Genomic DNA, 26021 nt, shown 5'->3' with positions numbered 1-26021 from the left:
AAATCTGGCGCCAGGGTTAGTCACTCACCGTCCGGGGCACATCACACCTATGACGTACGCCTCGGACGACCGCCCCACCGCCTCGGGAACCCCGGTGCCCGCCCCGGAGTCGACTGCCCCGGAGCCGACCGGCGTGGCTGCCGACCGGGGCCCGTCCGGGGTGCCGCTCTCCCGCGAGTCGTCCGGCATGGGTTTCGATCGCGAGTCGTCCGGCGTGACGACCGGCCGGGAGCCCGCCGGTGTGGCGCCGGCCGGCGACCGCGCGCCCGGACCGCGGGTCACGCATACCCGCACCAGCGCGGTGTGGGCGGGCGTCTGGGCCGGCGTCGTGGCGTTGATCGTCCTCATTGTCTTCATCGCGCAGAACACCGCGAAGGTGGAGATCTCGTTCTTCGCTCTCGAGGGACGGATTCCGCTCGCACTCGCGCTGCTGATCGCCGGCGTGGCCGGCGCCATCGTCGCGATGGCCGTGGCCGCCGCCCGCATCATCCAGCTGCGCCGCCTGGTCCGCCGCAACCACTGACACCCCGCCCCCGCCCATCCCGCCCGCTCCGGCCGGACGTGCCCGATCTTGGACTCGTGGTGCCCGATTCGTCGGTGCGATGCGGCTTTCGTCCCCACCGCAACTCCAAGATCGAGGCTCGGTAGAGGCGGCACCCGTCGATTGCGGGGGCTCGCCCGCGTCGGGGAGCGGGGGGAGTGGCCCGCTGGCCTGATCGCGATGGGCGGGGCGGCTGTGTGACTGTGTGGTGCGCTGCCTGCCGGAATTCCGCACGTGGCGTCTGCGGGGCGCTGTGTGTGACGGCGTGGTGCGTTGCGCGCCGGAGTTCTGCACGCGGCGTCCCGGGGGTCGCTGTGTGTGACGGCGTGGTGCGTTGCGCGCCGGTGTTCCGCACGCGGCGTCCCGAGTGCCGCTGTGTGTGACGGCGTGGTGCGTTGCGCGCCGGAGTTCTGCACGCGGCGTCCCGGGGGCCGCTGTGTGTGTGGCGCTCTGGTGTGCTCCGCACCGAAGCTCCGCACGCGAGGTCTGCACCTGATTGGCGCGTCGACCCGCGCCGTCCGAGTCTCTGTCCAGCGTGCTGAGCCGCGAGGCCACCCGCTCCGCAGGCCCTGCGGCCTTGACATGTGACCCGATGGTCACATAACTTGGAGTCATGACCGACGACGACCGGGTGTTCAAGGCGCTTGCCGACCCGACCCGTCGTTTCCTGCTCGACCTGCTCTTTCGGCGTGACGGCCGCACGCTCACGGAGCTGGAACGGGAACTCGAAATGACCCGATTCGGGGTCGCCAAGCACCTCAAGGTGCTCGAGGAGGCCGATCTCGTCGTGGTCCGCCGGCAGGGCCGGGAGAAGCTGCACTTCCTCAATCCCGTGCCGATCCGGCTGATCCACGACCGGTGGATCGACAAATACACCGAACGCCACGTGACGGCGCTCGTCGACCTGAAGAACGCGCTGGAGGAGCCGGAATGACCACGCAGACGGAGACCGGGACCACGCAGGTGTACCGCGTCTGGATCAAGGCCGCCCCGGAGAAGATCTGGGCCGCCATCACCGACCCGGAGTGGAACGCGCGCTACGGGTACGCGGCGCCGGGCTTCTACGAACTCAGGCCGGGCGGGTCGTACCGGTCGACGCCGAACCAGGGCATGATCCAGTACGCCGAGCAGAACGGCTTCCCGATGCCGGACACCATCGTCGACGGCGAGGTCCTGGAGGTGGATCCGCCGCGCCGGCTGGTGCAGACGTGGCGCATGCTGATGGATCCGACCACGGCCACGGAGCCGTTCACCCGGGTGACCTACCTCGTCGAGGAGTCGCAGACGCAACCCGGCGTGTGCAAGCTGACCGTGATCCACGAGCTGGCCGGGGCGCCCGCCACGGCGGCGCTGGTCAGCGGCTCGGACGAGGCCGGTGCGGGCGGTGGCTGGGCCTGGATTCTGAGCGACCTCAAGTCGCTGGTCGAGACCGGCGAGACCTTCAACGACTGATTCGGGTACGCGGGACGTCCGGCGTGGCCCCGTCGGCGGGGCGGCGCCGGACGTACTGGCACACTCTTCAGGGTGAGGGACGGGGAGCTGGAGACCTACAGCCTCGTCGACCTTGCCGTGGAACGGCTGAGTCGCGAGATTCTCAGCGGGCGCACCGATCCGGGTGCACGCCTCGTCGAGGAGCAGCTGACGCGGCAGCTCGGCATCAGCCGGGCGCCGTTGCGGGAGGCGCTGCGCCTGCTCGCCCAGCAGGGTCTCGTCGAGCACATCCCGCGCCGCGGCGTGCGCGTGGCGACGTTGTCCGACGTCGACGTCCGCGAGCTGTACGAGGTGCGCGACGTCCTGGAACGGCATGCGGTCGCCACCATCCCGCGGACCGCCGACCGCTCCGCCCTGCGGGGTGCGCTCGAGGTGATGCGGACGGCGACGGCGACCGGCGACCGGCTGGCCGTCGCGGACGCGCACCGGCGGTTCCATGTCGAGTTGGTGGCGCTGGCCGGCAACCGGCAGCTGTCCGCGGTGTACGAGTCGGTGCTGGTCCGGCTCCAGCTGTACATGGCGGTGAACCTGCGCCGGGAGGCCGAGGTGTCCCGGCCGGCGGACGGCGTGCACCGGCACGAGCGGCTGATGGCGGCGGTCGAGGGCGGCGACACCGATGCCATCCTGGCCGAGCTGAACGCGCACGGCGCGCGTACCTATCTGGGGTGAACCGCGCCGCACGGCCGGGCCCGCGTCTGCGCCGCCCGGCCGTGCGAACGGTCTACGGCTCGATCAGCACCTCGGTCTCGTGCAGCACCCTGGTGCCGTCGGAGAACTGCACGTACCCGGTGTAGGTGCGGCCCGGGGTGAGGCCGGTCCAGCGCAGGACCGGTTCCACGGTCTGGCCGTTGCGCACCTCGAACGACGCGGGGGACAGTTCGGCCCGCTCGTCGTTCGGCGTGTTCGGTCCCATGGTGCGGAACCGGAGGGTGCCGTCGACCCGGGCGTTCTCGCGGCCAGGTGCGGCCGCCGACCGGACCGCCAGGACGGTGTACTCGCCGGGTTCGGAGAGGGACATGCCGTTCCGTCCCCAGGTGCGCGCGTGGACCCGGCCCTCGGCGTCGTACCCGATGAGGTCGATCTGTTCACCCGCCGGCAGGCCGGCGTAGTCCACGCGTACCTCGGCGTCCCGGTTTCCCTCCGGAACGGTCACCGTGGTGCGGGCGGAGGCCGGCACGTCCGGGACTCCCGGCGTCCCGGCGGCGTCCGGGTCGAAGTCGGGGTTGACGCCCTCGACCGTGAACGCCCGGTCGGTCCCGCCGGAGAACCCGACCAGTTTCGCCGTCAGCGTGCCGGCGAAACCGGAGGTGACCGGCAGTGCCTGGGTGCCGGTGGCGGCCGTGGAGTGCACGTTGGCCGGGCCCTTCAGGTTCTGCCCGCGCAGCACGATCGGGCTTCGTACCGTGTGGCCGGCGTTGTCGCTCCAGGTCAGGTCGCCGAAGCTGTACGCGCCGAACGGTCCGTCGGTGCGCGCCAGTTCCACGGTGAACGACGCGCGTTCGCCCGGGGCGAGGGTGAGCGTGGCCGGCTGCACGGTTCCGCGCCAGCCGGCCGGCGGGTTGACCTTCGCGGTGTAGGTGGAGGTGGTCGCCGCCACGTTGGTGACGGTCCGGGTGACCGTGCGGGTGCCGTAGACGTCGCCCAGCGAGATGGACGGGTAGTTCAGTTGTGCGGCCTCGATCGATCCGGTCCGCCCGCACGCCTCCCGGTCGGCCTGGAGCGTGAAGCCGAGCCCGCAGGTGAACTTGACCCAGTCGGCGGGCTCGGTCTCGTACACCAGGCCGGGGTCGAACGTGCGCCGCGGCTGGACCTCACCGGCGCCGAGGTGGAACGGCGTGGCCGGGCCCTTGACCATCGAGTAGAAGCCGCCCGGCACCGGTTCGCCGCGCACGGTCGCCTGCATCGGTTTGCCCTCGTTGTCGGTGCCACCGGCGGTGGTCATCAGTGCCGACTTGACGGCGGACGGCGACCATCCGGGGTGTTGCGCGCGGACCAGGGCGGCCAGGCCGGCGATGTGCGGGGTGGCCATCGACGTGCCGGACAGGTGCGCGTAGTCGACGTTGCCGTGCGGCTGCGCGACCGGTGACACGGCGGCCAGGATGTTCTGTCCGGGCGCCGTGATGTCCGGCTTGAGCAGGCCGCCGCCGCCCCGGTTCCACGGGCCGGCGCCGGAGAACCAGCTGACCTCCGGTGCCCGCTGCGACCGTTCCGCGCCGGCCGCGATGGTCGCGGTGGCGTCCGGCGTCGCGGTCAGGTACTCGTTGACCTTGTTCCACGAGGCGCGGTCCAGGTGTACCGACGGGATCGGCGTCCGCACGGCGTCGGTGAGCGCCACCTGCGGGATGTTGTACAGCAGGATTCCGGCGCCGCCCGCCTCCTGCACGGCGCGACCGGCCAGGACGGCGGTGCGTTTGTCGTCGAACCGGCAGGCCAGGACGGCGCCGCTGACCCGTTCGCGGTCCAGCGTGCCCGGCGCGCACGCGGTCGCGTCGGTGTCCGGGAGGCCGGCCGCCTCGCCGGTGACCAGGCGGGTGCCGGCCACCGCGGCGGTTCCGGTGCCGCCGCCGCTGACCTGCACCCCGTTGCCGAGCCGGACCACCCGGGCGGCCTCGGTGTCGAGGCTGGAGGCGGCCACCGTGGTCATCCACGGCCAGGCGTTCTCCACGGTGTTCTCCAGCGGGCCGTCGTTGCCGGCGGCCGCGGCGACGAACACGCCGGCGGTGGAGGCGTGGTAGAGCGCGGTGTCGGTGGCGCCGAGCCCGGCGTACCCGAAGCCGATGGACATGCTGATCACGTCCACGCCGTCCCGGACGGCGTCCTCGATGGCGTGCACGGTGTCGATCGTGTCGCCGGTGCTGCCGCCGCCCGCGGTCCGCCACAGCGACTTGTAGATGGCCAGCCGGGCGCCGGGCGCGATCCCGGGCACGGTGCCGAAGTTCTGCCCGTCCACGGTGACCGGTACGCCGGGCAGGCCGGCCGCGGTGCTGGCGGTGTGCGTGCCGTGCCCACCGGCGTCCCGTGGCGAGGCGTACTCACCGGCGACGGCACTGCGCCGGCCGGTGTCGTACCAGCGGGCGCCGATGACCTTGTTGTTGCAGGTGACCGGCCCGGTGGTGCCGGTGTCGCAGGTGCCCTTCCACTTGGCGTCGACGGCGGCCTGGTCCGGCCGCGGCTCCGGCATCGCGCCGAACGACGCGCTCTCCGGCCAGAACCCGGTGTCGATCACGCCGATGACGGTGCCGGCGCCGGCGTCGCGCGCACCGCCGAAGCGCTGCTGCCACACCCCGTCCGGCCCGGCCAGCCCGAGCATGCGCGGCGAGTGGTTGGTGCGGGCCTGCACGGTGGCGTTCTCGTGCACCCGGGCCACGCCCGGGGTGCCCTTCAGCCGGCGTACCTCGGCGGGGGTGAGGGTGGCGGCGAACCCGTTGAACACGGTGTCGAACGTGACCGTCGCCCGTTTGCGCGGGATGCCGGCGGCGGCCAGCACGTCGGTGCGCCGCTCGCTGAGGTGCCGCCGGTACGGCTGCACGCCCGCGGCGGTGCGGGCCAGCCGGGTACCGGCCTTCGGCCGGGTCGCCGCGATGCCGGCCACGCCGCCGGTGTACGAGGCGACCGGGTTCTCGGCCAGCTGCACGAGGTAGGGGCGCCGCTGGCCGGTGTCCGCCGCGGTGGCCGGTGCCGCGGGCGCCAGCAGCAGCGCGGCGGCCAGCGCGGCAGCGACCGTACCGGCCAGCCGGGCCCGCGCTCGGCGCGGATGTCGAGCGGAATTCAAAGGGTTCACATTTCCTCTTTCCGGCGAACCGACGAATGGTCCCGGCCAGAGCGGAAACGCCGGTCCGGGACCGCGCCGAATATATGCATCCGGATTGCGGAGAAGCCCTTCAATGTGTCTCTGAGCTGCAGTTATACCTTTCTCCGTGATGCTCCTAACAATGGTCGTGGGGCAGTCGGGAAATGTCCGGGCGATCGAACGGGAAGGCTGTTTGCACGACTCTCAAAATTGCCCCAGGAGCATTCATTGCGGGCTTGTAAACGGCATGGTGCCACGTGATGAATTCGGGGCGGCCGGGTGCCGGGCGCCGCCGGGGAGCTGGACATCAGTCCGTTACATGACGTGATGCTCGTCGAAACAGAACGGTCGACAATCGACAATATGAGCGTTGACCGGTACCTCCAGCGGCGGCAGGAGCGTGGTGACGACGGCGTCTGGATCAGCACGGTCCCCCCGGACGAACTCCGGGACTCCGCCGCCGCCGCACCCGCCGGCCGGCCGCTGTCCGGCCTCACGTTCGCGGTCAAGGACAACATCGACGTCGCCGGGCTGCCCACGACCGCGGCCTGCCCCGACTACGAGTACCGGCCGGAGCGCACCGCGCCGGTGGTGCAGCGGCTGCTGGACGCCGGGGCGGTCCTGGTCGGCAAGACCAACCTGGACCAGTTCGCCACCGGCCTCACCGGTGCCCGGTCGCCGTACGGCACCCCGGAGAGCGTCTTCGGCGGCGGCCTGATCGCCGGCGGCTCCAGCTCCGGGTCGGCGGTCGCGGTCGCCGCCGGACTGGTCGACTTCGCGCTCGGCACGGACACCGCCGGCTCCGGCCGGGTACCCGCCGCGTTCAACGGCATCGTCGGCGTCAAACCCACCCGCGGGCTGCTCAGCACGCTCGGCGTGGTGCCGGCCTGCCGCTCGCTGGACTGCGTCTCGATCTTCGCGCCGGACGTGACCGCGGCCTCGGCGGTGCTGCGGGTGGCGCGCGGTCCCGAGGACGACGACCCGTGGAGCCGGGTCGGGCCGGACACCGTGCGGGACCCGGCGACGTTGCGTCTCGGCGTACCCGCGGATCTGGATTTCTTCGGCGACGCCGGGCAGGAGAAGGCGTTCGCGGACGGCGCCGGCCGGCTCGGCGCGTCGACGACCGTGGACGTTGGGCCGCTGCTGGAGGCCGGTGACCTGCTGTACCGCGGGCCGTGGGTGGCCGAGCGCCTGGCCGGCCTGGACGACTTCCTGCGGGCCCGGCCGGAGTCGGTGCTGCCGGTGACCCGGGCGGTGCTGGAGACCGGGCGGGCCTTCTCCGCGGCCGACGCGTTCCGGGCCCGGCACCGGCTGCAGGAACTGCGCGCCTGGACCGCGCGGCTGTGGCGGCGGATCGACGCGCTGGTGCTGCCGACCGTCGGCACCACGTACACGCACGCCGAGATCGCCGCCGACCCGATCGGCCGCAACCTCGACCTGGGCCGGTACACCCAGTTCGCGAACCTGCTGGACCTGGCCGCGGTCACCGTGCCGAACGGGTTCACCGCGGACGGACGGCCGGCCAGCCTGACCGTGTTCGGGCCGGCCTTCAGCGACGGCACGCTGGCGCTGCTGGCCGCGGCGCTGCCCCCGCCGGAGATGATCACGATCGCCGTGGTCGGCCTGCACCTGAGCGGCGAACCGCGCAACGGCGAACTGCTCGACCGCGGCGCGACGCTGGTCGGCGCCGCCCGCACCGCACCCTGCTACCGCCTCTACCGGCTGCCGTCCGGGGTGCCCGGGCTGGTCCGCGCCCCCGACGGGCAGCCGATCGAGGTCGAACTGTGGCAACTGCCCGCCGCCACCGTCGGCGGGTTGCTCGCCGGGGTGGCCGCCCCGCTGTCGCTCGGGCGGGTGCAACTGGCCGACGGCACCGACGTCACCGGCTTCCTTTGCGAGACGTACGCCGCGGCCGGCGCCGAGGACATCACCGCCAGCGGCGGCTGGCGGAACCACCGCCTGGGAGGACAGCACACATGACCGCAACGATCGGGCCGGTCAAGGCCGCCCCGTACCTCTGGCCGTACGACGGCTCGGTGCCGGTGGACCGGGTCGCCCTGCTCTGCATCGACTGGCAGACCGACTTCTGTGGACCCGGCGGCTACGTCGAGACCATGGGCTACGACATCGCGCTCACCCGGGCCGGGTTGCCGGCCACCGCCCGCCTGCTGGCGCACGCCCGCGCGCTCGGCGTACTGGTGATCCACACCCGGGAGGGCCACGACCCGGACCTGTCCGACCTGCCGGCCAACAAGCGGTGGCGGTCGGCCCAGATCGGTGCCGAGATCGGCGGGCCCGGACCCTGCGGCCGGATCCTGATCAAGGGCGAGCCCGGCTGGGAGATCGTGCCCGAGGTCGCGCCGGTCGCCGGCGAGGTGGTGGTGGACAAGCCGGGCAAGGGCGCCTTCTACGCCACCAACCTCGACCTGGTGCTGCGTACCCGCGGCATCACCCACCTGATCCTGACCGGAATCACCACCGACGTCTGCGTCCACACCACCATGCGGGAGGCCAACGACCGGGGTTACGAGTGCCTGATCCTGTCCGACTGCACGGGGGCCACCGATCCTGCCAACCACACCGCCGCCCTGCACATGGTCACCATGCAGGGCGGCGTCTTCGGCTGCGTCGCCACGTCGGACGACGTGATCGCGGCCACGGAGGTCTGAGCCATGCCCACTGTCGACGCCCGGCCCGGCCCCTACTCCTTCGACCCGTCGAGCACCGCGCTGCTGGTGATCGACATGCAACGGGACTTCCTGCTTCCCGGCGGATTCGGCGAGAGCCTCGGCAACGACGTCTCGCAGCTGCGCCGCGCCGTCGAGCCGCTGGCCGCGCTCCTCGCCGTCTGGCGCGCGGCCGGCCTGCCGGTCATCCACACCCGGGAGGGCCACGAGCCCGACCTGTCCGACTGCCCGCCGGCCAAACTCGCGCGCGGAGCGATCGGCCAGGACGGGCCGTACGGCCGCATCCTGATCCGCGGCGAGTACGGCCACGACATCATCGACGAGCTCGCCCCGGCCGACGGGGAACCGGTCGTCGACAAGCCGGGCAAGGGCGCGTTCTACGCGACCGACCTCGACGACCTGCTGAAGGGCATCCGGTCGCTGATCGTCACCGGCGTGACCACCGAGGTGTGCGTGCACACCACGGTCCGCGAGGCCAACGACCGCGGCTACGAGTGTCTCGTGCTGGCCGACTGCGTCGGCTCCTACTTCCCCGAGTTCCAGCGCGTCGGCCTGGAGATGATCGCCGCCCAGGGCGGCATCTTCGGCTGGGTCGCGGACTCCGCCGACCTGATCAAGGAGATCCAGCGATGAAACTGGCCTACTGGGTACGCGGCGACACCAACGCGTTCTTCGGCTTCGGCGTCAACGTCCTGGTCAACGTGCTGACCCTGACCGGACTCTGCATCGGCGTCGTCGGCATGCCGGCCGGCGACGTGTTCGGCGTGATCCTGCCGGCGCTCGGCATCGCGCTGGTGCTCGGCAACGTCTACTACACCTACCTGGCCCGGCGGCTGGCCCGCCGGGAGAACCGCACCGACGTCACCGCGCTGCCGTACGGGCCCAGCGTGCCGCACATGTTCATCGTCATCTTCGTCATCATGCTGCCGATCTACCTGCGCACGAACGACCCGCTGCAGGCGTGGACGGCGGGCATCGCGTGGGCGTTCATCATCGGCGTGATCGTGCTGATCGGCGCGTTCATCGGCCCGTACATCCGCCGGTACGCACCCCGCGCCGCGCTGCTCGGCACGCTCGCCGGCATCTCCATCACGTTCATCTCGATGAACCCGGCCGGCACCATGTGGACCGCCGCGTGGATCGCGCTGCCGGTCTTCGGGCTGCTGCTGGTCGGCCTGCTCACCGACGTCAAACTGCCCGGCAACATCCCGATCGGCCTGGCCGCGCTGCTGGTCGGCACCGCGATCGGCTGGATCGGCGGCGCGATGAGCGTGCCGGACGTGACCTCGGCGGCCCGCGACATCGCGTTCGCGTTCCCGCACCTCAAGGTGGACCTGCTGATCGACGGACTGCGGGACATGGCGCCGCTGCTGGCCACCGCGATCCCGCTGGGCGTCTACAACTTCACCGAGGCGATGACCAACGTGGAGAGCGCGGCCACCGCCGGCGACAAGTACAACCTGCGCAGCGTCCTGCTCGCCGACGGCGGCGGCGCGGTCGTCGGGTCGATGCTCGGCTCGCCGTTCCCGCCCGCGGTCTACGTCGGCCACCCCGGCTGGAAGGCCGCCGGCGGACGTACCGGTTACTCCATGGCCACCGGCGTGGTCATCGCGCTGCTCTGCTTCTTCGGGTTGTTCGGCCTGCTCGGCGCGATCTTCCCGACCGCCGCCATCGTGCCCATCCTGCTCTACATCGGCCTGCTCATCGGCGCACAGGCGTTCCAGGCGACACCCCGGGCCCACGCGGCCGCGGTGGTGGCCGCGCTCATCCCGAACATCGCGTCCTGGGCCACCGGCCAGATGGACAACGTGCTGGCCGCGGCCGGCACCACCGCCGCGGACGTGGGCATCGACACGCTGGCCGGGGCCGGCGTGGTCTACGACGGGCTCAAGACGCTCGGGTCCGGAGCCATCCTGGCCGGTCTGGTGCTGGGCGCGATCGTCGCGTTCATCATCGACAAGCGGTTCGTCCACGCCGCGGTCTTCTCGTTCACCGGCGCCGTCCTGACCTTCGTCGGGCTGATCCACGCGGAGAAGGTGCAGTGGAGCGCCGACGGCCCGGTCACGCTCGGATACGTGTTCCTGACCGTGGTCTGCGTGCTGTTCGCGCTGGGCCGGCCGGAACCGCGCGTCCCGGAGCCGGGCGAGCCGCCCGCGTTCGAGGGCGCCGAGCCGGCCCCGGACCCGACGCCGGTGCCGGCGGACGACGTGCCGGCCACGACGGCGGTCCGGTGACGATGGACCGCGACGATCCGCGGGTGATCGCGGAGGTCGGTGCGGCGTTCGACGCCTACGAGACCGCGCTGGTGGCGAACGACGTCGACGGCATCCTCGGGTTCTTCGCCGGGGACGCGGTCCGCTTCGGCATCGCCGACCAGCAGGCCGGCCTGACCGAGCAGCGGCGGTGGCGGCAGGCCCAGCCGCCGCTGCCGCCGGGCCGGACCCTCAAGGACACCACCATCCAGACGTACGGCCGGGACGTCGCGGTGGTCACCACGCTGTTCGGCTATCCGGACAGCGCGGTGACCGGCCGGCAGTCCCAGACCTGGGTACGGCTGCCCGCCGGCTGGCGCATCGTCACCGCCCACGTCTCCGAACCCCGCCCCTGACCCGGCGGCCCGGCCCGGCGGCGCTCAGTCCGCTGCGCGCCGCCGGGCCACCATCTCCTGGTCCAGCCGCCAGGTCGCGCCGCCGTCGTCGGAGACGTGGCCCAGCCAGCGGAAGCGGGTGTCGGTCACCTCGGTGAACGACCAGCGGATCGGCCGTCCGTCCGGCCGCGTCCCCTCCTGCACGATGTCGCCGTCGGTACCCGGCCGCCCGGTCAACATCGGCGTCTTGCCGCCCGGCCCGAACCACACCACGTGCCACACGTCGTCCGCCGGATCGTAGAGCCGCACCGTGCTGCCGGTGGACCGGCTGCCGTCGTCCTCGGTGAACCACATGACGTCCTGCACCGCCCGCCCGGCCAGCACCCACCCGAACGTCCACACCGCGGTGCCGGTCCGCCAGGCGCCGGTCGTGTCGTCGACGTACCGGTTGCCCACGTCCCACGTGCCGACCAGCCGTCCGTACAGGTCCGGCGCGTCCCCGGAACGGGCGTGCAGGGCGGAAATCATCGCTTCGCTCATGCCCCGATCCTGCGCCGCGGCCGGCCGCGGCTCTTGCACGTTCTTGTCGTACCCGGGGCCTAGGTTCGCGGGTGTGCTGGAGCGTCAGGGACTCCTCGAGATACCCGGCCTGCGAGCGGCGGCGGTGCGCTGCCGCGGCGGCCCGGGGTGGAGCGCCGAGGAACGGGTGGAGACGGCGGCCGTCGTGCTGGTCCGGCGCGGCATCTTCCTGCGCCGGGTCGGCGGCGCGGTCTCCGCCGCGGACCCCACCATCGGGTACGTGCAACGCCCCGGCGACTGGCAGCAGGTGACCCATCCGGCCGGCGGCGACGTGTGCACCACGCTGACCGTGCCGCCCGAGGTGGCCGACCGGGTCGCGCACGCCGGCCCGGTGCTGGTGACCCCGGCGGCCGACCTGGCCCACCGGCGCCTGCTCGCCGCCGCCCGCCCGGACCGCCCGCCACCGGGTTCTCGCCGGCATGGCCTGGTCGATGTGCTCGACCTCGCCGCGGAGGTGCTCGCCGGGCTGCTGCCGGCGCCACGGCCGGTGCCGCGCCTCGCCGACGAGGTCCGTGCCGCCCTGCACACCGACCCGGACCTCGGTCTCGACGACCTGGCCCGGCTGGTGCACCGCTCACCGTGGCACGTCTCGCGCGTCTTTCACCGGGCCACCGGGACCACGCTCAGCACCTACCGGCGGCGGCTCCGGGTGCGTGCCGTGCTGGACGCGCTCGCCGACCCCGGCCGGCCCGACCTGGCGACCCTGGCCGCGCAGCACGGATTCGCCGACCAGGCCCACCTGACCCGGGCACTGCGCCGGGAGATCCAGATGCCGCCGGGCGCCGCCCGCCGCCTGCTCGACCGGCACTGAGCAACTCGACCGGCACTGAGCAACTCGACCGGCACTGACCAACCGGTCCGCGGCGCCGGCTCCGACATCGGGCCGGGGGCGCGTCAGTCCGGGTTTCCGCCGGGCCGGCCGCGCATCATTCCGGGGTTTCCACCGGGCCGGCCGTGGGCCATTCCGGGGCTTCCGCCGGCCGGCCGCGTCATTCCGGGCTATGCGCCGGGCCGCCGGCGGTCAGCCGCACCTCGCCGAGTTCCGGGCAGGGCTCGCCGGGCGGGGCGAACCACGGCGGGGCGTCCTCGTCCAGCGCGACCCGGATGCGCAGCCGGGCGAACGGGCTCAGTTCCGGCAGCGCCTCCGGGGCGAACCAGCCCACCGCGATCGACTCCTCGTCGTTGACCCGGGCCTCGCCGCCCACCGCCCGGCAGCGGAACCAGGTGTTCACCATGTGGCACTGGTCGCCGTTGGGATAGACGGTCTCGTGCAGCGCGATCCCGGCCAGTCGCTCGATCGTGGCGCGTACCCCGGTCTCTTCGTGGATCTCCCGCAGCATCGCCTCGGCGGGCTGCTCGCCGGGGTCCATCATGCCGGCGATGAGTGCCCACCGGTGGTTGTCGCTGCGCTGGCCGAGCAGGATCTCCCCGGCGTCGTTGAGCACGACCGCGCTGACGGTCGGGAAGAGGATGAGGTCGTGGCCGACCCGGGCGCGGAGATTGGTGACGTACGGCGAAGCAGGCACCCCGCGACGGTAGCCGGTCGTCGCCTACCGTCGTCGGGGTACACGAGGACCCGAGCGGAGGCCGGAATGTCGTACCTGTTCCTGGTGGGGGCGATCGCCGCCGAGGTGTTCAGCACCAGCCTGCTGAAGTCGACCGAGGGCTTCTCCCGGCTCTGGCCGAGCGTGGCGGTCGGGCTGGGCTACCTCCTGTCGTTCGTGCTGCTCGCCCAGGCGGTGAAGAACATCCCGGTGAGCGTGGCGTACGCGGTCTGGTCCGGGCTGGGCACCGCGACGATCGCGGCGATCGGCGCGGCGTTCCTCGGTGAGCCACTCGGCTGGGTGAAGGTCACCGGTATCGGCCTGATCATCGGCGGTGTGGTGATCCTGAACCTGGGTGGCGGCCACTGACGCCGCGGGCCGGGAGAACCCCGGCCGAAGAATAAGGACCGGCGTCCACGGGGGAAGACGCCGGTCTCGTCCAGGAAATTACACCATTCCATCGATATTGTCAGTAGTGGATCTGAAATGCGCATCGCCCGGCGTGGATGCGCTAGTCCGGTGCGCGGTAGGTTGGCCAGGTCCGTGGGCCCGGCAGCGTGGCCGGGGAGCGCACGGCGATGATCTTTCTGCGGGAGGCCGCGCCCGAGCGGGTGCTCGGCGCGGTGGGGAGGCCCGGTGTTCGGCGACGTCGTGCGCGCCCATCGCAGGCGCGCGGGCTTGACCCAGGAGGAGCTGGCCGAGGCCACCGGCCTGAGTGTGCGGAGCATCGGCAAGCTCGAGTCCGGCCGGATCGCGGCGCCCCGCCCGCCCACCGTGCGCCTGCTCGCCGACGCCTTCGGCCTGGCCGGCGTGGAGCGCGAGCGGTTCTTCCAGGAGTCCTCCGGCGAGTCCGGGGCCCGGCGCGGACGGCTCGCGCAGCTGCCCGCCGACCTGTTCAGCTTCGCCGGCCGGCACGCCGAACTGGCCAGCCTCGACCGCCTGCTGGAGCCGGCCGGGCGACCCGGCGCCGTGGTGATCACCGCGGTCTCCGGTACGGCCGGCGTCGGCAAGACCACCCTCGCGGTGCACTGGGGCCACCGCGTCCGGGACCGCTTCCCGGACGGCCAGCTGTACGTGAACCTGCGCGGCTTCGACCCCACCGGCGCCGTCCTCGAGCCGACCGCCGCGGTGCACGGTTTCCTCGAGGCGCTCGACGTGGCGCCCCGCCGGATTCCCGCCGACCTGGACGGCCAGACCGCGCTGTACCGCAGCATGCTGGCCGACAGGCGGATGCTGATCCTGCTCGACAACGCCCGGGACGCCGCCCAGGTCCGGCCGTTGCTGCCGGGCGCGCCGGGCTGCCTGGTGCTGGTCACCAGCCGCAACCAGCTCACCGCGCTGATCTCCGGCGGTGGCGCCCACCCGCTGCGGCTGGAGTTGCTGTCCGTGGCCGAGGCCCGTGACCTGCTCAGCCGCCGGCTCGGTGCGGACCGGGTGGCCGCCGAGCCGCAGGCCGTGGCGGACATCATCGCCGGGTGCGCGCGGCTGCCACTCGCCCTGTCGATCGCCGCGTCCCGCGCCGCGACCAACCCGCACCTGTCCCTGACCATGCTCGCCGCCGAGCTGGACGACGCCCGGACCCGGCTCGACGTCCTCACCGACGACGACCCGGCGACCGACGTACGCGCCGTGTTCTCCTGGTCGTACCAGGCCCTGAGCCCGGCCGCGGCCCGGCTGTTCCGGCACCTCGGGCTGCATCCGGCGCACGACATCTCGGCCGCCGCCGCGGCCAGCCTCGCCGGTCTGCCGCCGGCCGAGGTGCTCCCGCTGCTGGCCGAGCTGTGCGCCGCGCATCTGGTCCAGGAGCGGCAGCCCGGCCGGTACACGTTCCACGACCTGCTCCGCGCGTACGCCACCGAGCAGGCGCACGCCACCGAGCGCGAGCCGGACCGGCGGGCCGCCGTGCACCGGCTGCTCGACCACTACCTGCACACCGCGGACGGCGCCACCCGCCTGCTGTACGCCACCCGCGATCCCATCGTGCTGGAGGCGCCCCAGCCGGGCACCGTCCCGGAACGGTTCACCGACGCGGCCGGGGCGCTGGCCTGGTTCACCGCCGAGCACCGGGTCATGCTGGCGGTGCTGGACCACGCCGTCGAGGCCGGCTTCGACGACTACCCCGGGAACCTCGCCTGGACCCTGGCCGACTTCCTCGACCGACGGGGACAGTGGCACGACCTGGCCGCGGCCCAGCGGGCGGGCCTGGTCGCCGCCACCAAGCTCGGCGATGTGTTCGGGCAGGCCCGCGCGCACCGCAATCTGGCGCGGGCGCAGCAGTGGCTACGCCGCTACGACGAGTCCGAGGAGCACCTGCGGACCGCGCACGACCTGGCCGAACAGGTCGGTGACAAGATCGGGCAGGCACACGCCAACGTCGAGCTGGCGGTGGTGGCGGAGCGGCGCGGCAGCCACGTCGACGGGCTGCGCCACACGCAACGGGCGTACGAGCTGTACGTCCGTGCGGGCTATACCCGCGGCCAGGCCAACGCGCTGAACGCGACCGGCTGGCATCAGGCCCACCTCGGCCTGCGCCGGGAGGCGCTGGTCTCCTGCCGGCAGGCCCTCGCCCTGTACCAGGAGCGCGGCGACCTGCGGGGACAGGCGCACACCTGGGACAGCCTCGGCTTCGTGCACCACGGCCTGGGTGAGTACCGGCAGGCCGTGGAGTGCTACCAGGAGGCGCTCGCCGGATTCCGTGAGACCCGCGACCGCTACCAGGAGGCCTCCACCCTGACCCGGCTCGGCGACACCCACCAGGCGACCGGACGGTCCACCGAGGCCCGGTTCGCCTGGCGGCAGGCCGAAACGATCTTCGCCGATCTGGATCGGCCGGAGGCGGAGGAGGTACGCGCCAAGCTGCGCGAGGTCGCCGAGGCGGGCGGCTAGCTGCCGAACCGGCCAAAGTGCCGATGAAGTTCCTGTCCTGCGACGCCGCGATACGCCACCGTAGATCACGTGCTGGAGCGCTGCCAGCCAACGGGGGTCGTGCCTGCGCGGAGTTGCCGCGTAGGTCGGATCGGCCGGCATCCCACCGGATCGACGGTGAACGCGGCCGAGGCAGCGCTTCGGCCACAGTTCCCGGGACCGCGCGACGTCGCCCCGCTCAGCTGATCCGGCCGCCGGGCCGGTCCCGGTGGCCGCGCTGAACGCACGCCTCAGGCGCCGGTCCCGGTGAGGGCGGCGGTCGCCCGCCAGAGTCGCCCGGCCACCACCGGATTCCGCCCGGCCCGGCCGGGCCTGCGGATCAGCGGGTGGCCGGTGAAGCTGAACAGACCGTCCGGACCGACGTACGCGTTGCCGGGTACGTCCTGCGTGGCCGCGTACAGCAGCGGCAACGCCCCGTGCTCGACGTCCTGGACCAGGAACGGGAGCCGGTTGACGACGTCCAGTTTCGAGTGCTTGACCAGCCCGGTCCGGGCGACACCAGGGTGCGCTACGACGGAGCGGACCCGGCTGCCCGCGGCGGTCAGCCGGCGCTGCAGTTCCAGCGAGAACAGCACGACCGCGAGCTTGGACGACTCGTAGACGGCCAGCCCGCGATACCGGCGGGCGCGCCAGTCGAGATCGTCGAGATCCAGCCGGCCGAATCGGTGCAGCTGGCTGGAGACCGTCACCACCCGGTCGGTCAGCCGGGGAAGCAGCAGGTTGGTGAGCACGAACGGCCCGAAGTAGTTCGTCGCGGTCTGCAGGTCGAGACCCTGGGGGGTACGCGCCGCCGGGATGTCCATCACCCCGGCGTTGTTGATCAGAATGTCGATGTCGCCGGGGTACGACCGCGCGAACGCGCGCACCGAATCCAGATCGGCGACGTCGAGGTGCCGGAGATCGAAATCGCCGCGCATCCCGGCCGTCGCCCGGCGCGCCTTGTCGAGGTCGCGGGCGGCCAGCACCACGTGCGCGCCCACCCGGGCGAGTTCCCGGGCGGTGACCAGACCGATCCCACCACCGGCGCCGGTGATCAGTACCGTCCGGCCGGTCATGACCGGCAGCTGGTCCGCGGTCCACTTGGCCATGGAGATCCTCCTGATGTGCGCCTCTACTCGGACGCCGTCCAGTACAGGCGCCCCGCCACCGCCGGATGAAGGACCCGCTCAGCCACTGAACGGCAGGGCGTGGCTAACCACCGCTCACCTGCCGGACGATGAGGTCGGGGCAGACGACGATCAAGCTGGGAGCCCGATGGTGGGAACGACACTGGACCGCGACGGCCTGGCCGCGTTCCTGCGCGGTCGCCGGCAGGCGCTGCAGCCCGAGGACGTCGGGTTGCGCCGCGGCCCCCGCCGGCGGACCAGCGGGCTGCGCCGGGAGGAGGTCGCCGAGCTGTGCGACATGTCGGCCGACTACCTGGCCCGGCTGGAACGCGGCAGCGGCTCCCAGCCGTCGCAGCAGATGGCCGCGGCCATCGCCCGGGGACTGCGCCTGACCCCGAGCGAACGCGACCACCTGTTCCTGCTGTGCGGTCACCGTCTGCAACCACGGCATCTGCGTGACGCGCACCTCAGTCCCGGTCTGCAGCGCGTCATGGACCGCCTCCAGGACACCCCGGCCCAGATCGTCGGCGCGATCGGCGAGACCCTGCAGCAGACGCCGCCCGCCGTGGCCCTGCTCGGCGACGAGACGCACCACACCGGCCCGGCCCGCAGCGCCTTCTACCGGTGGTTCACCGATCCCACCGCCCGCGACCGCTACCTGAGCGACGACCACCACCTGCACGGCCGCGTCTACGTCTCGTTCCTGCGCGCCAACGCCACCGCCCAGGGACCCGGGTCGCCGGCCGCCGCGCTGGTGGCGGTACTGCACCGGGACAGCGCGGAATTCACCGAACTGTGGAACCGCCAGGAGGTGGGACTGCGGTGGAGCGGCGCCAAGCGGTACGTGCACCCCGAGGTCGGACGGATCGACCTGTACTGCCAGATCCTGCTCGACCCCGACCAGGGGCAGTCACTGCTCATCTTCACGGCGACCCCGGGCACGGAAAGCCACGAGAAGCTCGCCCTGCTCACGGTGCTCGGCACCGACCGGTTCATCGGCTCCTGACCTGGAGAAAACGCTGGAGCGGGCGACGAGAATCGAACTCGCGTAATCAGTTTGGAAGACTGAGGCTCTACCATTGAGCTACGCCCGCGTGCCGCCCGATGACCCGGGCCGCGGGCACTAGAGTACTGAACGCTGGCCGTCCGCGCTAACCGGATCGCCGGTCGGTGAGTCGGTCGATGAGCCGCGTGGGTGACTCCGGAGCGCACGCGCCGCCGCGGACCGCATACACTTGCCGTCGCCACGGGGTGTGGCGCAGCTTGGTAGCGCACTCGCTTTGGGAGCGAGGGGCCGTGGGTTCAAATCCCGCCACCCCGACTGCCACCAACTTACGGAAGCAACAAGGAGTACGCCTGTGAAGAGCACCGTCGAGACCCTGAGCCCGACCCGGGTGCGGCTCGCCATCGAGGTGCCGTTCGACGAGCTCAAGCCGAGTCTGCAGAAGGCGTACCGGGAGATCGGCTCGCAGGTGCAGATTCCCGGCTTCCGTCGGGGCAAGATCCCGGCCGCCGTCATCGACCAGCGGGTCGGCCGTGGCACGGTCCTCAACGAGGCCGTGCAGGAGGCGATCCCGCAGCAGATCCTGGCGGCCGTGCGGGAGCACGAGGTCAAGACGCTGGGCCGTCCCGAGGTGGAGATCACCGAGTTCACCGACGGCAACCCGCTGATCTTCACCGCGGAGGTCGACGTCCGGCCCGAGATCACCATCCCGGACCTGTCCGGCGTCACCGTCACGGTGCCGGCGGTGGAGATCGGTGACGCCGAGATCGACGAGCAGATCAACGGCCTGCGGGAGCGGTTCTCCACGCTCAAGACGGTGGAGCGGCCGGCCGCCGAGGGCGACTATGTCCAGCTCGACCTGCGCGCCACGGTCGACGGCGAGGAGGTGCCGGGCGGCTCGGCCACCAACATCTCCCACGAGGTCGGCAGCAAGCAGCTCCTGCCCGGCCTGGACGAGGTGCTGGTGGGACTGTCCGCGGGCGCGGACACCACGTTCACCACGCAGCTGGTCGGCGGCGACTTCGCCGGCCGGGACGCGGACGTGGCGATCACCGTGCGCACCGTCAAGGACAAGCAGCTGCCCGAGGTGAACGACGAGTTCGCGCAGATGGCGAGCGAGTTCGACACGCTCGAGGAGCTGCGCAACGACCTGCGTGAGCGGCTGGCCAAGGTGAAGAAGGTCGAGCAGATCTACGCCGCCCGGGACGAGGCGCTCAAGGAGCTGGTCGAGGCCGCCGACATCCCGGCGCCGGAGGGCATCGTCAAGGACGAGGTCGAGGGCCGCAAGCAGGCCATGACCGACCAGCTCGAGCGGATCGGCGCCTCCCTGGAGGACTACCTGACCTCCGAGGAGAAGACCGAGGAGCAGATCGACGCGGAGCTGACCGAGGCCGCCACCGAGGGTGTCCGGATCCAGCTGCTGCTCGACACCATCGCCGACCAGCAGGACGTGCAGGTCTCCGACGACGAGTTCGGGCACGAGATCGTGCACCGCGCGCAGCGTGCCCAGATGCAGCCCCAGCAGTACTACGACCAGCTCGTGCAGTCGGGCGCGGCGGCCGCCGTCTTCGGCGACGTGCGGCGCGGCAAGGCGCTGGCGTACGTGATGGAGCAGGTCACGATGAAGGACTCCGAGGGCACCACGCTGACCCTGGACGACCTGCGCGAGGCCGGCGAGGACGAGCACGCCGGCCACAACCACTGAGCTGAATGGCGCCGCTTCGCCCCGCCCTGTGATCGTGGGGCGGGGCGGGTGCGCTGACAGCGAACACCTGCCCGAGCGGGAAGCTGATGCGCATCTGACCGGTTAGGTTGGGCGTACACGGACAACCTGCCGGCCGGATCGCTCGGCCGACACAGTCAGCTGTGAAGGGCTGCCATGACCGACCTGCACATTCCTGCGAGTCCCGTCCTCCGGGGCGGGGACGCCATCAGTGGCAACCTCGACGACTCGGTCTACAACCGTCTCCTGCGCGAGCGGATCATCTTCCTCGGCAGCGAGGTGACCGACCAGGTAGCCAACCGCATCTGCGCGCAGCTGCTGCTGCTCTCCGCCGAGGACCCGGAGCGGGACATCAACCTGTGGATCAACTCCCCGGGTGGCTCGGTCTACTCCGGCATGGCGATCTACGACACCATGCAGTTCATCGACAACGACGTCGCCACCGTGGCCATGGGCATGGCCGCGTCGATGGGACAGTTGCTGCTCTGCGCCGGTGCCCAGGGCAAGCGGTACGCCCTGCCGCACGCGCGGATCATGATGCACCAGCCGTCCGGCGGGATGGGTGGCACGGCCGCCGACATCGCCATCCAGGCGGAGCAGATGCTCTACACCAAGCGCATGTTCCAGGAGCGGGTGGCGCACCACACCGGCCAGACTCAGGAGCAGATCGAGGCCGATTCCGACCGGGACCGCTGGTTCACGGCCGCGGAGGCCAAGGATTACGGCTTCATCGACAAGGTGATCACCGGGGCCACGCAGGTTCCCGAGGGCGCCGGCACGCTGAACTGAGGAGCTGAACCATGACCGACCTTTCCATGCCTCCCGGGTTCGCTCCGGTGCACAACCGCTACGTGCTGCCCTCGTTCGTCGAGCGCACGTCGTACGGCGTCAAGGAATCGAACCCGTACAACAAGATGTTCGAGGACCGGATCATCTTCCTCGGCGTGCAGGTGGACGACGCGTCGGCGAACGACGTGATGGCCCAGCTGCTGACGCTGGAGAGCACCGACCCGGACCGCGACATCACGATGTACATCAACTCGCCCGGTGGCTCGTTCACCGCGATGACCGCGATCTACGACACCATGCAGTACGTCCGCCCGGACATCATCACGGTGTGCCTGGGCCAGGCGGCCAGCGCGGCGGCGGTGCTGCTCGCGGCCGGCACCCCGGGCAAGCGGATGGCGCTCCCGCACTCGCGGATCATCATTCACCAGCCGGCCACCGAGGGCGGCTACGGGCAGGGCTCGGACATCGAGATCCAGGCCCGCGAGATCATGCGCATGCGCACCCAGCTCGAAGAGATGCTCTCCCGGCACTCGGGGCAGCCGATCGACAAGGTCCGCAAGGACATCGACCGCGACAAGATCATGACCGCGGACGAGACCAAGGAGTACGGCCTCGTCGACACGGTGCTGGTCAGCCGCAAGAAGAGCCTGCAGACCGCCGGCGTCGGCAGCTGATCTTTCCCGCGGTGGCAGATCCGGGGCCGGAAATTCCCGGGTACCGCCGCGGTGTCGGGGGTCGGTCGGCTACCGCTAGACTGACTGACCCCTGACACGCCCGTTTTGGGGGGTCGGAGAAGTGCCCATCAACGGGTAACGTCGAGCGTGCAACTCAGTTACGCGCATCCGCAGACGATGAGCTGTGTGCAACACCAGGTATGCGGCGACGAGGCAGGTCGTCCTCAAGCCAGGGCCGGTGAGAGTCGGCCGATGAGCGCAGGGAGATACGTAGGTGGCACGGATCGGCGACGGTGGCGACCTACTGAAGTGCTCCTTCTGTGGGAAGTCACAGAAGCAGGTCAAAAAGCTCATCGCGGGCCCTGGGGTCTACATCTGCGACGAGTGCATCGACCTCTGCAACGAGATCATCGAGGAAGAGCTGGCCGAAACCGGCGAGGTGAAGTGGGAAGAGCTTCCCAAGCCGATGGAGATCTGCCAGTTCCTCGACAACTACGTGGTGGGGCAGGAACAGGCCAAGAAGGCCCTGTCCGTGGCCGTCTACAACCACTACAAGCGGATCCAGGCCGAATCGAGCGGCGCGCCCGGTGGGGGCAGCGACGTCGAGGTGGCCAAGAGCAACATCATGCTCATCGGCCCCACCGGGTGCGGTAAGACGCACCTGGCGCAGACCCTGGCCCGGATGCTCAACGTGCCGTTCGCCATCGCGGACGCCACGGCGCTCACCGAGGCCGGCTATGTCGGCGAGGACGTCGAGAACATCCTGCTCAAGCTGATCCAGGCCGCCGACTACGACGTCAAGCGCGCCGAGCAGGGCATCATCTACATCGACGAGGTCGACAAGATCGCTCGAAAGAGCGAAAACCCGTCGATCACCCGGGACGTCTCCGGCGAGGGTGTCCAGCAGGCCCTGCTGAAGATTCTCGAGGGTACGGTCGCGAACGTGCCGCCGCAGGGTGGCCGCAAGCACCCGCACCAGGAGTTCATCCAGATCGACACCACCAACGTGCTGTTCATCGTGGGTGGCGCGTTCGCCGGCCTGGACCGGATCATCGAGTCCCGGGTCGGCCAGAGCGGCGTCGGCTTCGGTGCCCACCTGCGGTCCGTCTCGGAGCGCAACACCGACGACATCTTCAGCCGGGTGATGCCGGAGGACATGCTGAAGTTCGGCCTGATCCCCGAGTTCATCGGCCGGCTGCCGGTCATCACCACGGTGCGCAACCTCGACCGTGAGGCGCTCATCAAGATCCTCACCGAGCCGCGCAACGCGTACGTCAAGCAGTACCAGCGCCTCTTCGAGCTGGACGGCGTCGAGCTGGAGTTCGACACCGGCGCGCTCGAGGCCATCGCCGACCAGGCCATGCTCCGGGGCACCGGCGCCCGCGGCCTCCGCGCGATCATGGAGGAGGTCCTGCTCTCGGTGATGTACGAGGTGCCCAGCAACCCGGACGCCGCCCGTGTGCTCATCACCCGCGAGGTCGTCGTGGAGAACGTCATCCCCACGATCGTCCCGCGCGAGTTCGGCCGGCGTGCCCGCCGTGACCGCGAGGAGAAGTCCGCCTGACGGGTCCGTACTCCCTGGAGGAGATCGTCGCCCGCGTCGAGCGGCACGAACGCCTCACGGCGGACCCCTGGTTACAGCTGTTGCCACCACCGTCGCCCCACCGGGCGGCGGTGGTGTCGTTTCCGGGCTTCGTGGTGGTCTCGGCAGCCGTCGACCACTCCTGGCTCGACTCGTGGAGCGGCGACGGCGACTTTGGCTTTCCCGCCGGACCGCCATTCCTGGGCGCCCTGGAAAATCGCCTGGGCCTGCACGCCGGCAACCTCGACGCGCTGCTCCTGGCCGGCCCGCTGCCCGGGCCCGCACCCCTACCGCTCCGGCCGGCCGTCGACAGCCGCCACCCACGGGTGAACCGGGCCCGCCGCTACCGCCGGGACGTGCGCGCCTGGACCAGCACCCACGGCATCCTGGTACTCGGCCGGGGACTCGGCGGCCGCTGGGAAGCCGCGTTCGAGGTCGACGAGCAGGCCCGCGGCCACGGTCGCGGCCGGGCGCTCGCCACCGCCGCGCGTCACCTGGTGCCCGACGGCCGACCGGTGTGGGCGCAGTGCGCACCCGGAAACGCGACGAGCATGCGCGCCCTGCTCGCCGCCGGCTACCTGCCGGTCGGCTCCGAGGTCCTGCTCATGCCACCCCGCTAGACGGCCTCAGCACCCCGGTCGGCGCGGTGCGAGCGAGAGCGGTCCCCGGGTGGCGCAGAGGGGTTGGCGCGGCGTCAGAGGCACGCGTGCCCGTTGCCGGCGAACAGACCGATATGGCCGGTGGGTGGGGTTGGCGGGCGAGGGCCGGGTCGCCGTCCGTCCCTGCCACGGCGCCGGGCGCTGGCACGGTTGGCCGGGCCGGCCTGGCGGACTGGGGACACGTCCTCTTGCCGCGTTGGGGGAGGTGGCACGGGCGGGCGGTGGTGCGGCCTGGGCGACTGGGAGGCGGCTGTTGCTGAGGTGGCGGGAGGTGGCACGGGCGGGCGGTGGCGCGGCCTGGACGACCGGGGAGGTGGCACGTTGCTGAGGCGGTGGTGCGGTCGGGTGGCCGGGTTACGGCGGCCCGGGCGGTTGCGGGCACGGCCTTCTTGTCGGGGTGGTGGGCGGTGGCACGGTTGGCCGGGGGGCCGGGTGACGGCTTCGCCCGGCTGCGGGGTACGGCAGTGACCCGGCAGGACCCGGCTGTGGAGGCGGGACCGTGTCGGGTCGCCGTACCCTCTGATGATGCGTGTCTCCGTCTGCCAGCTGAACGCCCGCGACGACCGCTCCCAGAATCTTGCCGTGGCGCGCGGTCTTCTGGACCGCGCCGCGGCGGCCGGCGCGGACCTCGCGATTCTGCCCGAGTACGTGGATTATCTCGGCCGTGCCGAGGGCGCGCCGAAGCCGGAGCCGATCGACGGTGAGTTCGCCGCATTCTTCGCCGGAGCCGCTCGTGAGCTGGGGATCTGGGTGCATGCCGGGTCGTTCCACGAGACCGGCCCGGACGGTGACCGCACCTACAACACATCGCTGATCTTCAATCCGACAGGGGAGCGGGTCGCGCTCTACCGCAAGATCCATCTGTACGACGTGGAGATTGCCGGCCGGGTCTCCTACCAGGAATCGCGCACCGTGGCGCCGGGCGGCGAGATCGTGGTGGCGGACGTCGCCGGGGTGCCGACCGGGCTGTCGATTTGTTATGACCTGCGGTTCCCGGAGCTGTACCGGCAACTGGCGATTGCCGGTGCCAAGGTCATCGTGGTGCCGGCCGCGTTCATGATGCACACCGGACGGGACCACTGGGAGATCCTGCTGCGGGCGCGGGCGATCGAGAACCAGTGCTACGTGGTGGCGGCCGGGCAGATCGGCGATCACGAGCCGAACCGGACCTGCTTCGGGCGCAGCATGGTCATCGATCCGTGGGGGACCGTGATCGCTCAGGCACCGGATGCGGTGGGGGTCGTCACCGCCGACCTCGACCTGGACCGCCTCGAGACGATCCGGCGGGAACTGCCGAGCTTGGCGAATCGACGCCTGTGAGTCTGCCGCGTTGTCGTCGTGGTGTGTCGGCCGGCGACCACCGGGCGCACTCGACGATCGGCCGCCGAGCTGTCGAGTCGGCTGTCCAACCCTGCACGCCCCGGTCAGACGCGCTGCCGGGCCGCTTCGGTGTGCTGCGAGGGTCTTGCCGCCGGGTCACGCTCCGTCCGCGTCCGGGCGGGGTGCGCCCCGGTCCACCGTCAGATCTGTTCGACCAGATAACTCACCACGGCGATGCACACCACAGCAGCGCCGGCCAGGAGCATGGCGCCACTCATCCGGGAGGGTCCGCGCTTGGCGAGCCGGTGTACGGAGACCGCTACGGCGACCAGCACCAGCAGGCCGATGACCAGTTGCCACAGAGGCAGGACCAGGCCAAGGAGCGCGTCCGTCGCGAGTGCCGGGGGAGGGGCCATGCCGCAACTCTGACACGTCCTGACGTGAGGGCGGCAACAACCGCGACCGCCGATTTGCGCTCCGGGGCAGCGGTCGCGTAGCTTTCTCTCTGCCCGAGGGAAACCGGACGGAGCCGCTTCAAAACGGCTTTTCGGACGGTCACCCGGAGGTTGCTGGCGGCGGGCGCTAAGCTTGACGACAGTACGGGTGGTGCCGGCCCCGGGAAACCGGATTTGCGCCAGCGAAACCGACCGAGTAGAGTACAACAGCCGGCAGGAGCCGGGCGGATGGATCGCTTAGCCGATCATCGGCCGGTCTGCTGGGCCCCTCGACGACACACTCACCTAGCGGTGGGCGTCAGCGCGAGGAAAACACTTGGGCGATGTCGAGAAGATCCGTCAAGGATCTCCGCAGACTTAGGTCTTGCGGCGGCGAAGTCGACCAGGTAAGTTGGAGAGGTTGCCCCGAAGGCGGGTCCCCGGTTGGGGGTTCGGATTCGGTGTGTGGTTGTTCTTTGAGAACTCAACAGGGTGCTTGATAAGCCAGTGCCAATTGGTATGGCTCGTGCCTTTTTTGGTGCGGGTTGTCTTTGGCAACAGATTGTTTGTTGCTGGGATGATTTTCT

General features: G+C 71.4%; 24 protein-coding genes and 2 tRNA genes. 20 read left to right on the top strand and 6 right to left on the bottom strand.

The window, feature by feature from the left end; translation table 11 throughout:
• Window positions 1-49: 49 nt before the first annotated feature.
• From LDL48_RS28325 to LDL48_RS28310, 4 genes are all read left to right on the top strand, one after another.
• Window positions 50-523 carry a LapA family protein gene (locus tag LDL48_RS28325; RefSeq protein WP_225258285.1) on the top strand — a complete coding sequence of 158 codons (474 nt, stop codon included), beginning with the start codon at window positions 50-52 and terminating at the stop codon, window positions 521-523.
• A 631-nt stretch (window positions 524-1154) separates the two neighbouring features.
• Window positions 1155-1475, top strand: a complete 321-nt coding sequence (locus LDL48_RS28320) for an ArsR/SmtB family transcription factor (RefSeq protein ID WP_225258284.1) — start codon at window positions 1155-1157, stop codon at window positions 1473-1475.
• Window positions 1472-1993: an SRPBCC domain-containing protein gene (locus LDL48_RS28315; protein WP_225258283.1), complete on the top strand. Its 522-nt coding sequence runs from the start codon at window positions 1472-1474 to the stop codon at window positions 1991-1993. The genes LDL48_RS28320 and LDL48_RS28315 overlap by 4 nt, the downstream gene beginning before the upstream one ends.
• A 72-nt stretch (window positions 1994-2065) precedes the next feature.
• Window positions 2066-2701, top strand: coding sequence for a GntR family transcriptional regulator (locus LDL48_RS28310; RefSeq protein WP_225258282.1), 636 nt, complete (start codon window positions 2066-2068; stop codon window positions 2699-2701).
• Between the two features lie 52 nt (window positions 2702-2753).
• On the opposite strand, the gene LDL48_RS28305 is transcribed toward LDL48_RS28310, so the two are convergent.
• Complete coding sequence (locus LDL48_RS28305; protein ID WP_225258281.1) at window positions 2754-5813, bottom strand: S8 family serine peptidase; 3060 nt, start codon at window positions 5811-5813, stop codon at window positions 2754-2756.
• A 372-nt stretch (window positions 5814-6185) separates the two neighbouring features.
• Between LDL48_RS28305 and LDL48_RS28300 the strand changes: the two genes are divergently transcribed.
• From LDL48_RS28300 to LDL48_RS28280, 5 genes are read left to right on the top strand one after another with little or no spacing between them, the layout of a single operon-like run.
• Window positions 6186-7802 (top strand): allophanate hydrolase, encoded by a 1617-nt coding sequence (locus LDL48_RS28300; RefSeq protein WP_255629246.1) that lies wholly within the window; start codon window positions 6186-6188, stop codon window positions 7800-7802.
• Entirely contained in the window at window positions 7799-8491 is a 693-nt protein-coding gene (gene biuH, locus LDL48_RS28295) for a biuret amidohydrolase (RefSeq protein ID WP_225258279.1), read from the top strand. The genes LDL48_RS28300 and biuH overlap by 4 nt, the downstream gene beginning before the upstream one ends.
• A gap of 3 nt (window positions 8492-8494) precedes the next feature.
• A complete protein-coding gene (locus tag LDL48_RS28290; RefSeq protein ID WP_225258278.1) occupies window positions 8495-9142 on the top strand; it encodes a cysteine hydrolase family protein in 648 nt (215 codons plus the stop codon).
• Window positions 9139-10743, top strand: coding sequence for a regulator (locus LDL48_RS28285; RefSeq protein WP_225258277.1), 1605 nt, complete (start codon window positions 9139-9141; stop codon window positions 10741-10743). Before LDL48_RS28290 ends, LDL48_RS28285 begins: the two co-directional genes overlap by 4 nt.
• Before the next feature lie 2 nt (window positions 10744-10745).
• Complete coding sequence (locus LDL48_RS28280) at window positions 10746-11117, top strand: AtzH-like domain-containing protein (RefSeq protein ID WP_225258400.1); 372 nt, start codon at window positions 10746-10748, stop codon at window positions 11115-11117.
• 24 nt (window positions 11118-11141) lie between these two features.
• Here LDL48_RS28280 and LDL48_RS28275 read toward each other — a convergent pair whose 3' ends face one another.
• Window positions 11142-11636 carry a hypothetical protein gene (locus LDL48_RS28275; protein WP_225258276.1) on the bottom strand — a complete coding sequence of 165 codons (495 nt, stop codon included), beginning with the start codon at window positions 11634-11636 and terminating at the stop codon, window positions 11142-11144.
• A 73-nt stretch (window positions 11637-11709) separates the two neighbouring features.
• On the opposite strand from LDL48_RS28275, the gene LDL48_RS28270 reads away from it, so the two are divergent.
• Entirely contained in the window at window positions 11710-12486 is a 777-nt protein-coding gene (locus LDL48_RS28270) for a helix-turn-helix domain-containing protein (RefSeq protein ID WP_225258275.1), read from the top strand.
• A 178-nt stretch (window positions 12487-12664) separates the two neighbouring features.
• Here LDL48_RS28270 and LDL48_RS28265 read toward each other — a convergent pair whose 3' ends face one another.
• A complete protein-coding gene (locus tag LDL48_RS28265) occupies window positions 12665-13201 on the bottom strand; it encodes an NUDIX hydrolase (protein WP_225258274.1) in 537 nt (178 codons plus the stop codon).
• A 66-nt stretch (window positions 13202-13267) separates the two neighbouring features.
• On the opposite strand from LDL48_RS28265, the gene LDL48_RS28260 reads away from it, so the two are divergent.
• Window positions 13268-13588 carry a DMT family transporter gene (locus LDL48_RS28260; RefSeq protein ID WP_225258273.1) on the top strand — a complete coding sequence of 107 codons (321 nt, stop codon included), beginning with the start codon at window positions 13268-13270 and terminating at the stop codon, window positions 13586-13588.
• A gap of 267 nt (window positions 13589-13855) precedes the next feature.
• Window positions 13856-16105: an ATP-binding protein gene (locus LDL48_RS44700; protein WP_225258272.1), complete on the top strand. Its 2250-nt coding sequence runs from the start codon at window positions 13856-13858 to the stop codon at window positions 16103-16105.
• A gap of 269 nt (window positions 16106-16374) precedes the next feature.
• Here the strand turns inward: LDL48_RS44700 and LDL48_RS28250 are convergent, their stop codons facing one another.
• Window positions 16375-17232 carry an SDR family NAD(P)-dependent oxidoreductase gene (locus LDL48_RS28250; protein ID WP_225258271.1) on the bottom strand — a complete coding sequence of 286 codons (858 nt, stop codon included), beginning with the start codon at window positions 17230-17232 and terminating at the stop codon, window positions 16375-16377.
• A 166-nt stretch (window positions 17233-17398) separates the two neighbouring features.
• Here LDL48_RS28250 and LDL48_RS28245 point away from each other — a divergent pair, with 166 nt between their 5' ends.
• Complete coding sequence (locus tag LDL48_RS28245; protein WP_225258270.1) at window positions 17399-18256, top strand: helix-turn-helix transcriptional regulator; 858 nt, start codon at window positions 17399-17401, stop codon at window positions 18254-18256.
• 14 nt (window positions 18257-18270) lie between these two features.
• On the opposite strand, the gene LDL48_RS28240 is transcribed toward LDL48_RS28245, so the two are convergent.
• Window positions 18271-18344: transfer RNA gene (locus LDL48_RS28240), tRNA-Gly, on the bottom strand.
• 153 nt (window positions 18345-18497) lie between these two features.
• On the opposite strand from LDL48_RS28240, the gene LDL48_RS28235 reads away from it, so the two are divergent.
• From LDL48_RS28235 to LDL48_RS28205, 7 genes are all read left to right on the top strand, one after another.
• Window positions 18498-18571: transfer RNA gene (locus LDL48_RS28235), tRNA-Pro, on the top strand.
• Between the two features lie 37 nt (window positions 18572-18608).
• Window positions 18609-19958 (top strand): trigger factor, encoded by a 1350-nt coding sequence (gene tig, locus LDL48_RS28230; protein WP_225258269.1) that lies wholly within the window; start codon window positions 18609-18611, stop codon window positions 19956-19958.
• Window positions 19959-20132: 174 nt separating this feature from the next.
• The gene (locus tag LDL48_RS28225; protein WP_225258268.1) at window positions 20133-20765 is read left to right on the top strand and encodes an ATP-dependent Clp protease proteolytic subunit; all 633 of its coding nucleotides are present in this window, start codon (window positions 20133-20135) and stop codon (window positions 20763-20765) included.
• Between the two features lie 11 nt (window positions 20766-20776).
• Window positions 20777-21439 (top strand): ATP-dependent Clp protease proteolytic subunit, encoded by a 663-nt coding sequence (locus LDL48_RS28220; RefSeq protein ID WP_225258267.1) that lies wholly within the window; start codon window positions 20777-20779, stop codon window positions 21437-21439.
• A gap of 274 nt (window positions 21440-21713) precedes the next feature.
• A complete protein-coding gene (gene clpX / locus LDL48_RS28215) occupies window positions 21714-23003 on the top strand; it encodes an ATP-dependent Clp protease ATP-binding subunit ClpX (protein ID WP_225258266.1) in 1290 nt (429 codons plus the stop codon).
• Between the two features lie 110 nt (window positions 23004-23113).
• Window positions 23114-23641 carry a GNAT family N-acetyltransferase gene (locus tag LDL48_RS28210; protein ID WP_225258265.1) on the top strand — a complete coding sequence of 176 codons (528 nt, stop codon included), beginning with the start codon at window positions 23114-23116 and terminating at the stop codon, window positions 23639-23641.
• A 564-nt stretch (window positions 23642-24205) separates the two neighbouring features.
• Window positions 24206-25000: a carbon-nitrogen hydrolase family protein gene (locus LDL48_RS28205; protein ID WP_225258264.1), complete on the top strand. Its 795-nt coding sequence runs from the start codon at window positions 24206-24208 to the stop codon at window positions 24998-25000.
• Between the two features lie 200 nt (window positions 25001-25200).
• Here the strand turns inward: LDL48_RS28205 and LDL48_RS28200 are convergent, their stop codons facing one another.
• Window positions 25201-25416: a hypothetical protein gene (locus LDL48_RS28200; protein WP_225258263.1), complete on the bottom strand. Its 216-nt coding sequence runs from the start codon at window positions 25414-25416 to the stop codon at window positions 25201-25203.
• Between the last annotated feature and the right edge of the window lie 605 nt (window positions 25417-26021).

This window comes from Jidongwangia harbinensis, from assembly GCF_020216025.1.
Classification (GTDB): Bacteria; Actinomycetota; Actinomycetes; order Mycobacteriales; family Micromonosporaceae; genus Actinoplanes; species Actinoplanes harbinensis.
The sequence above is the reverse complement of the archived record's forward strand: the minus strand, read 5'-3'. Positions and strand labels throughout refer to the sequence as shown.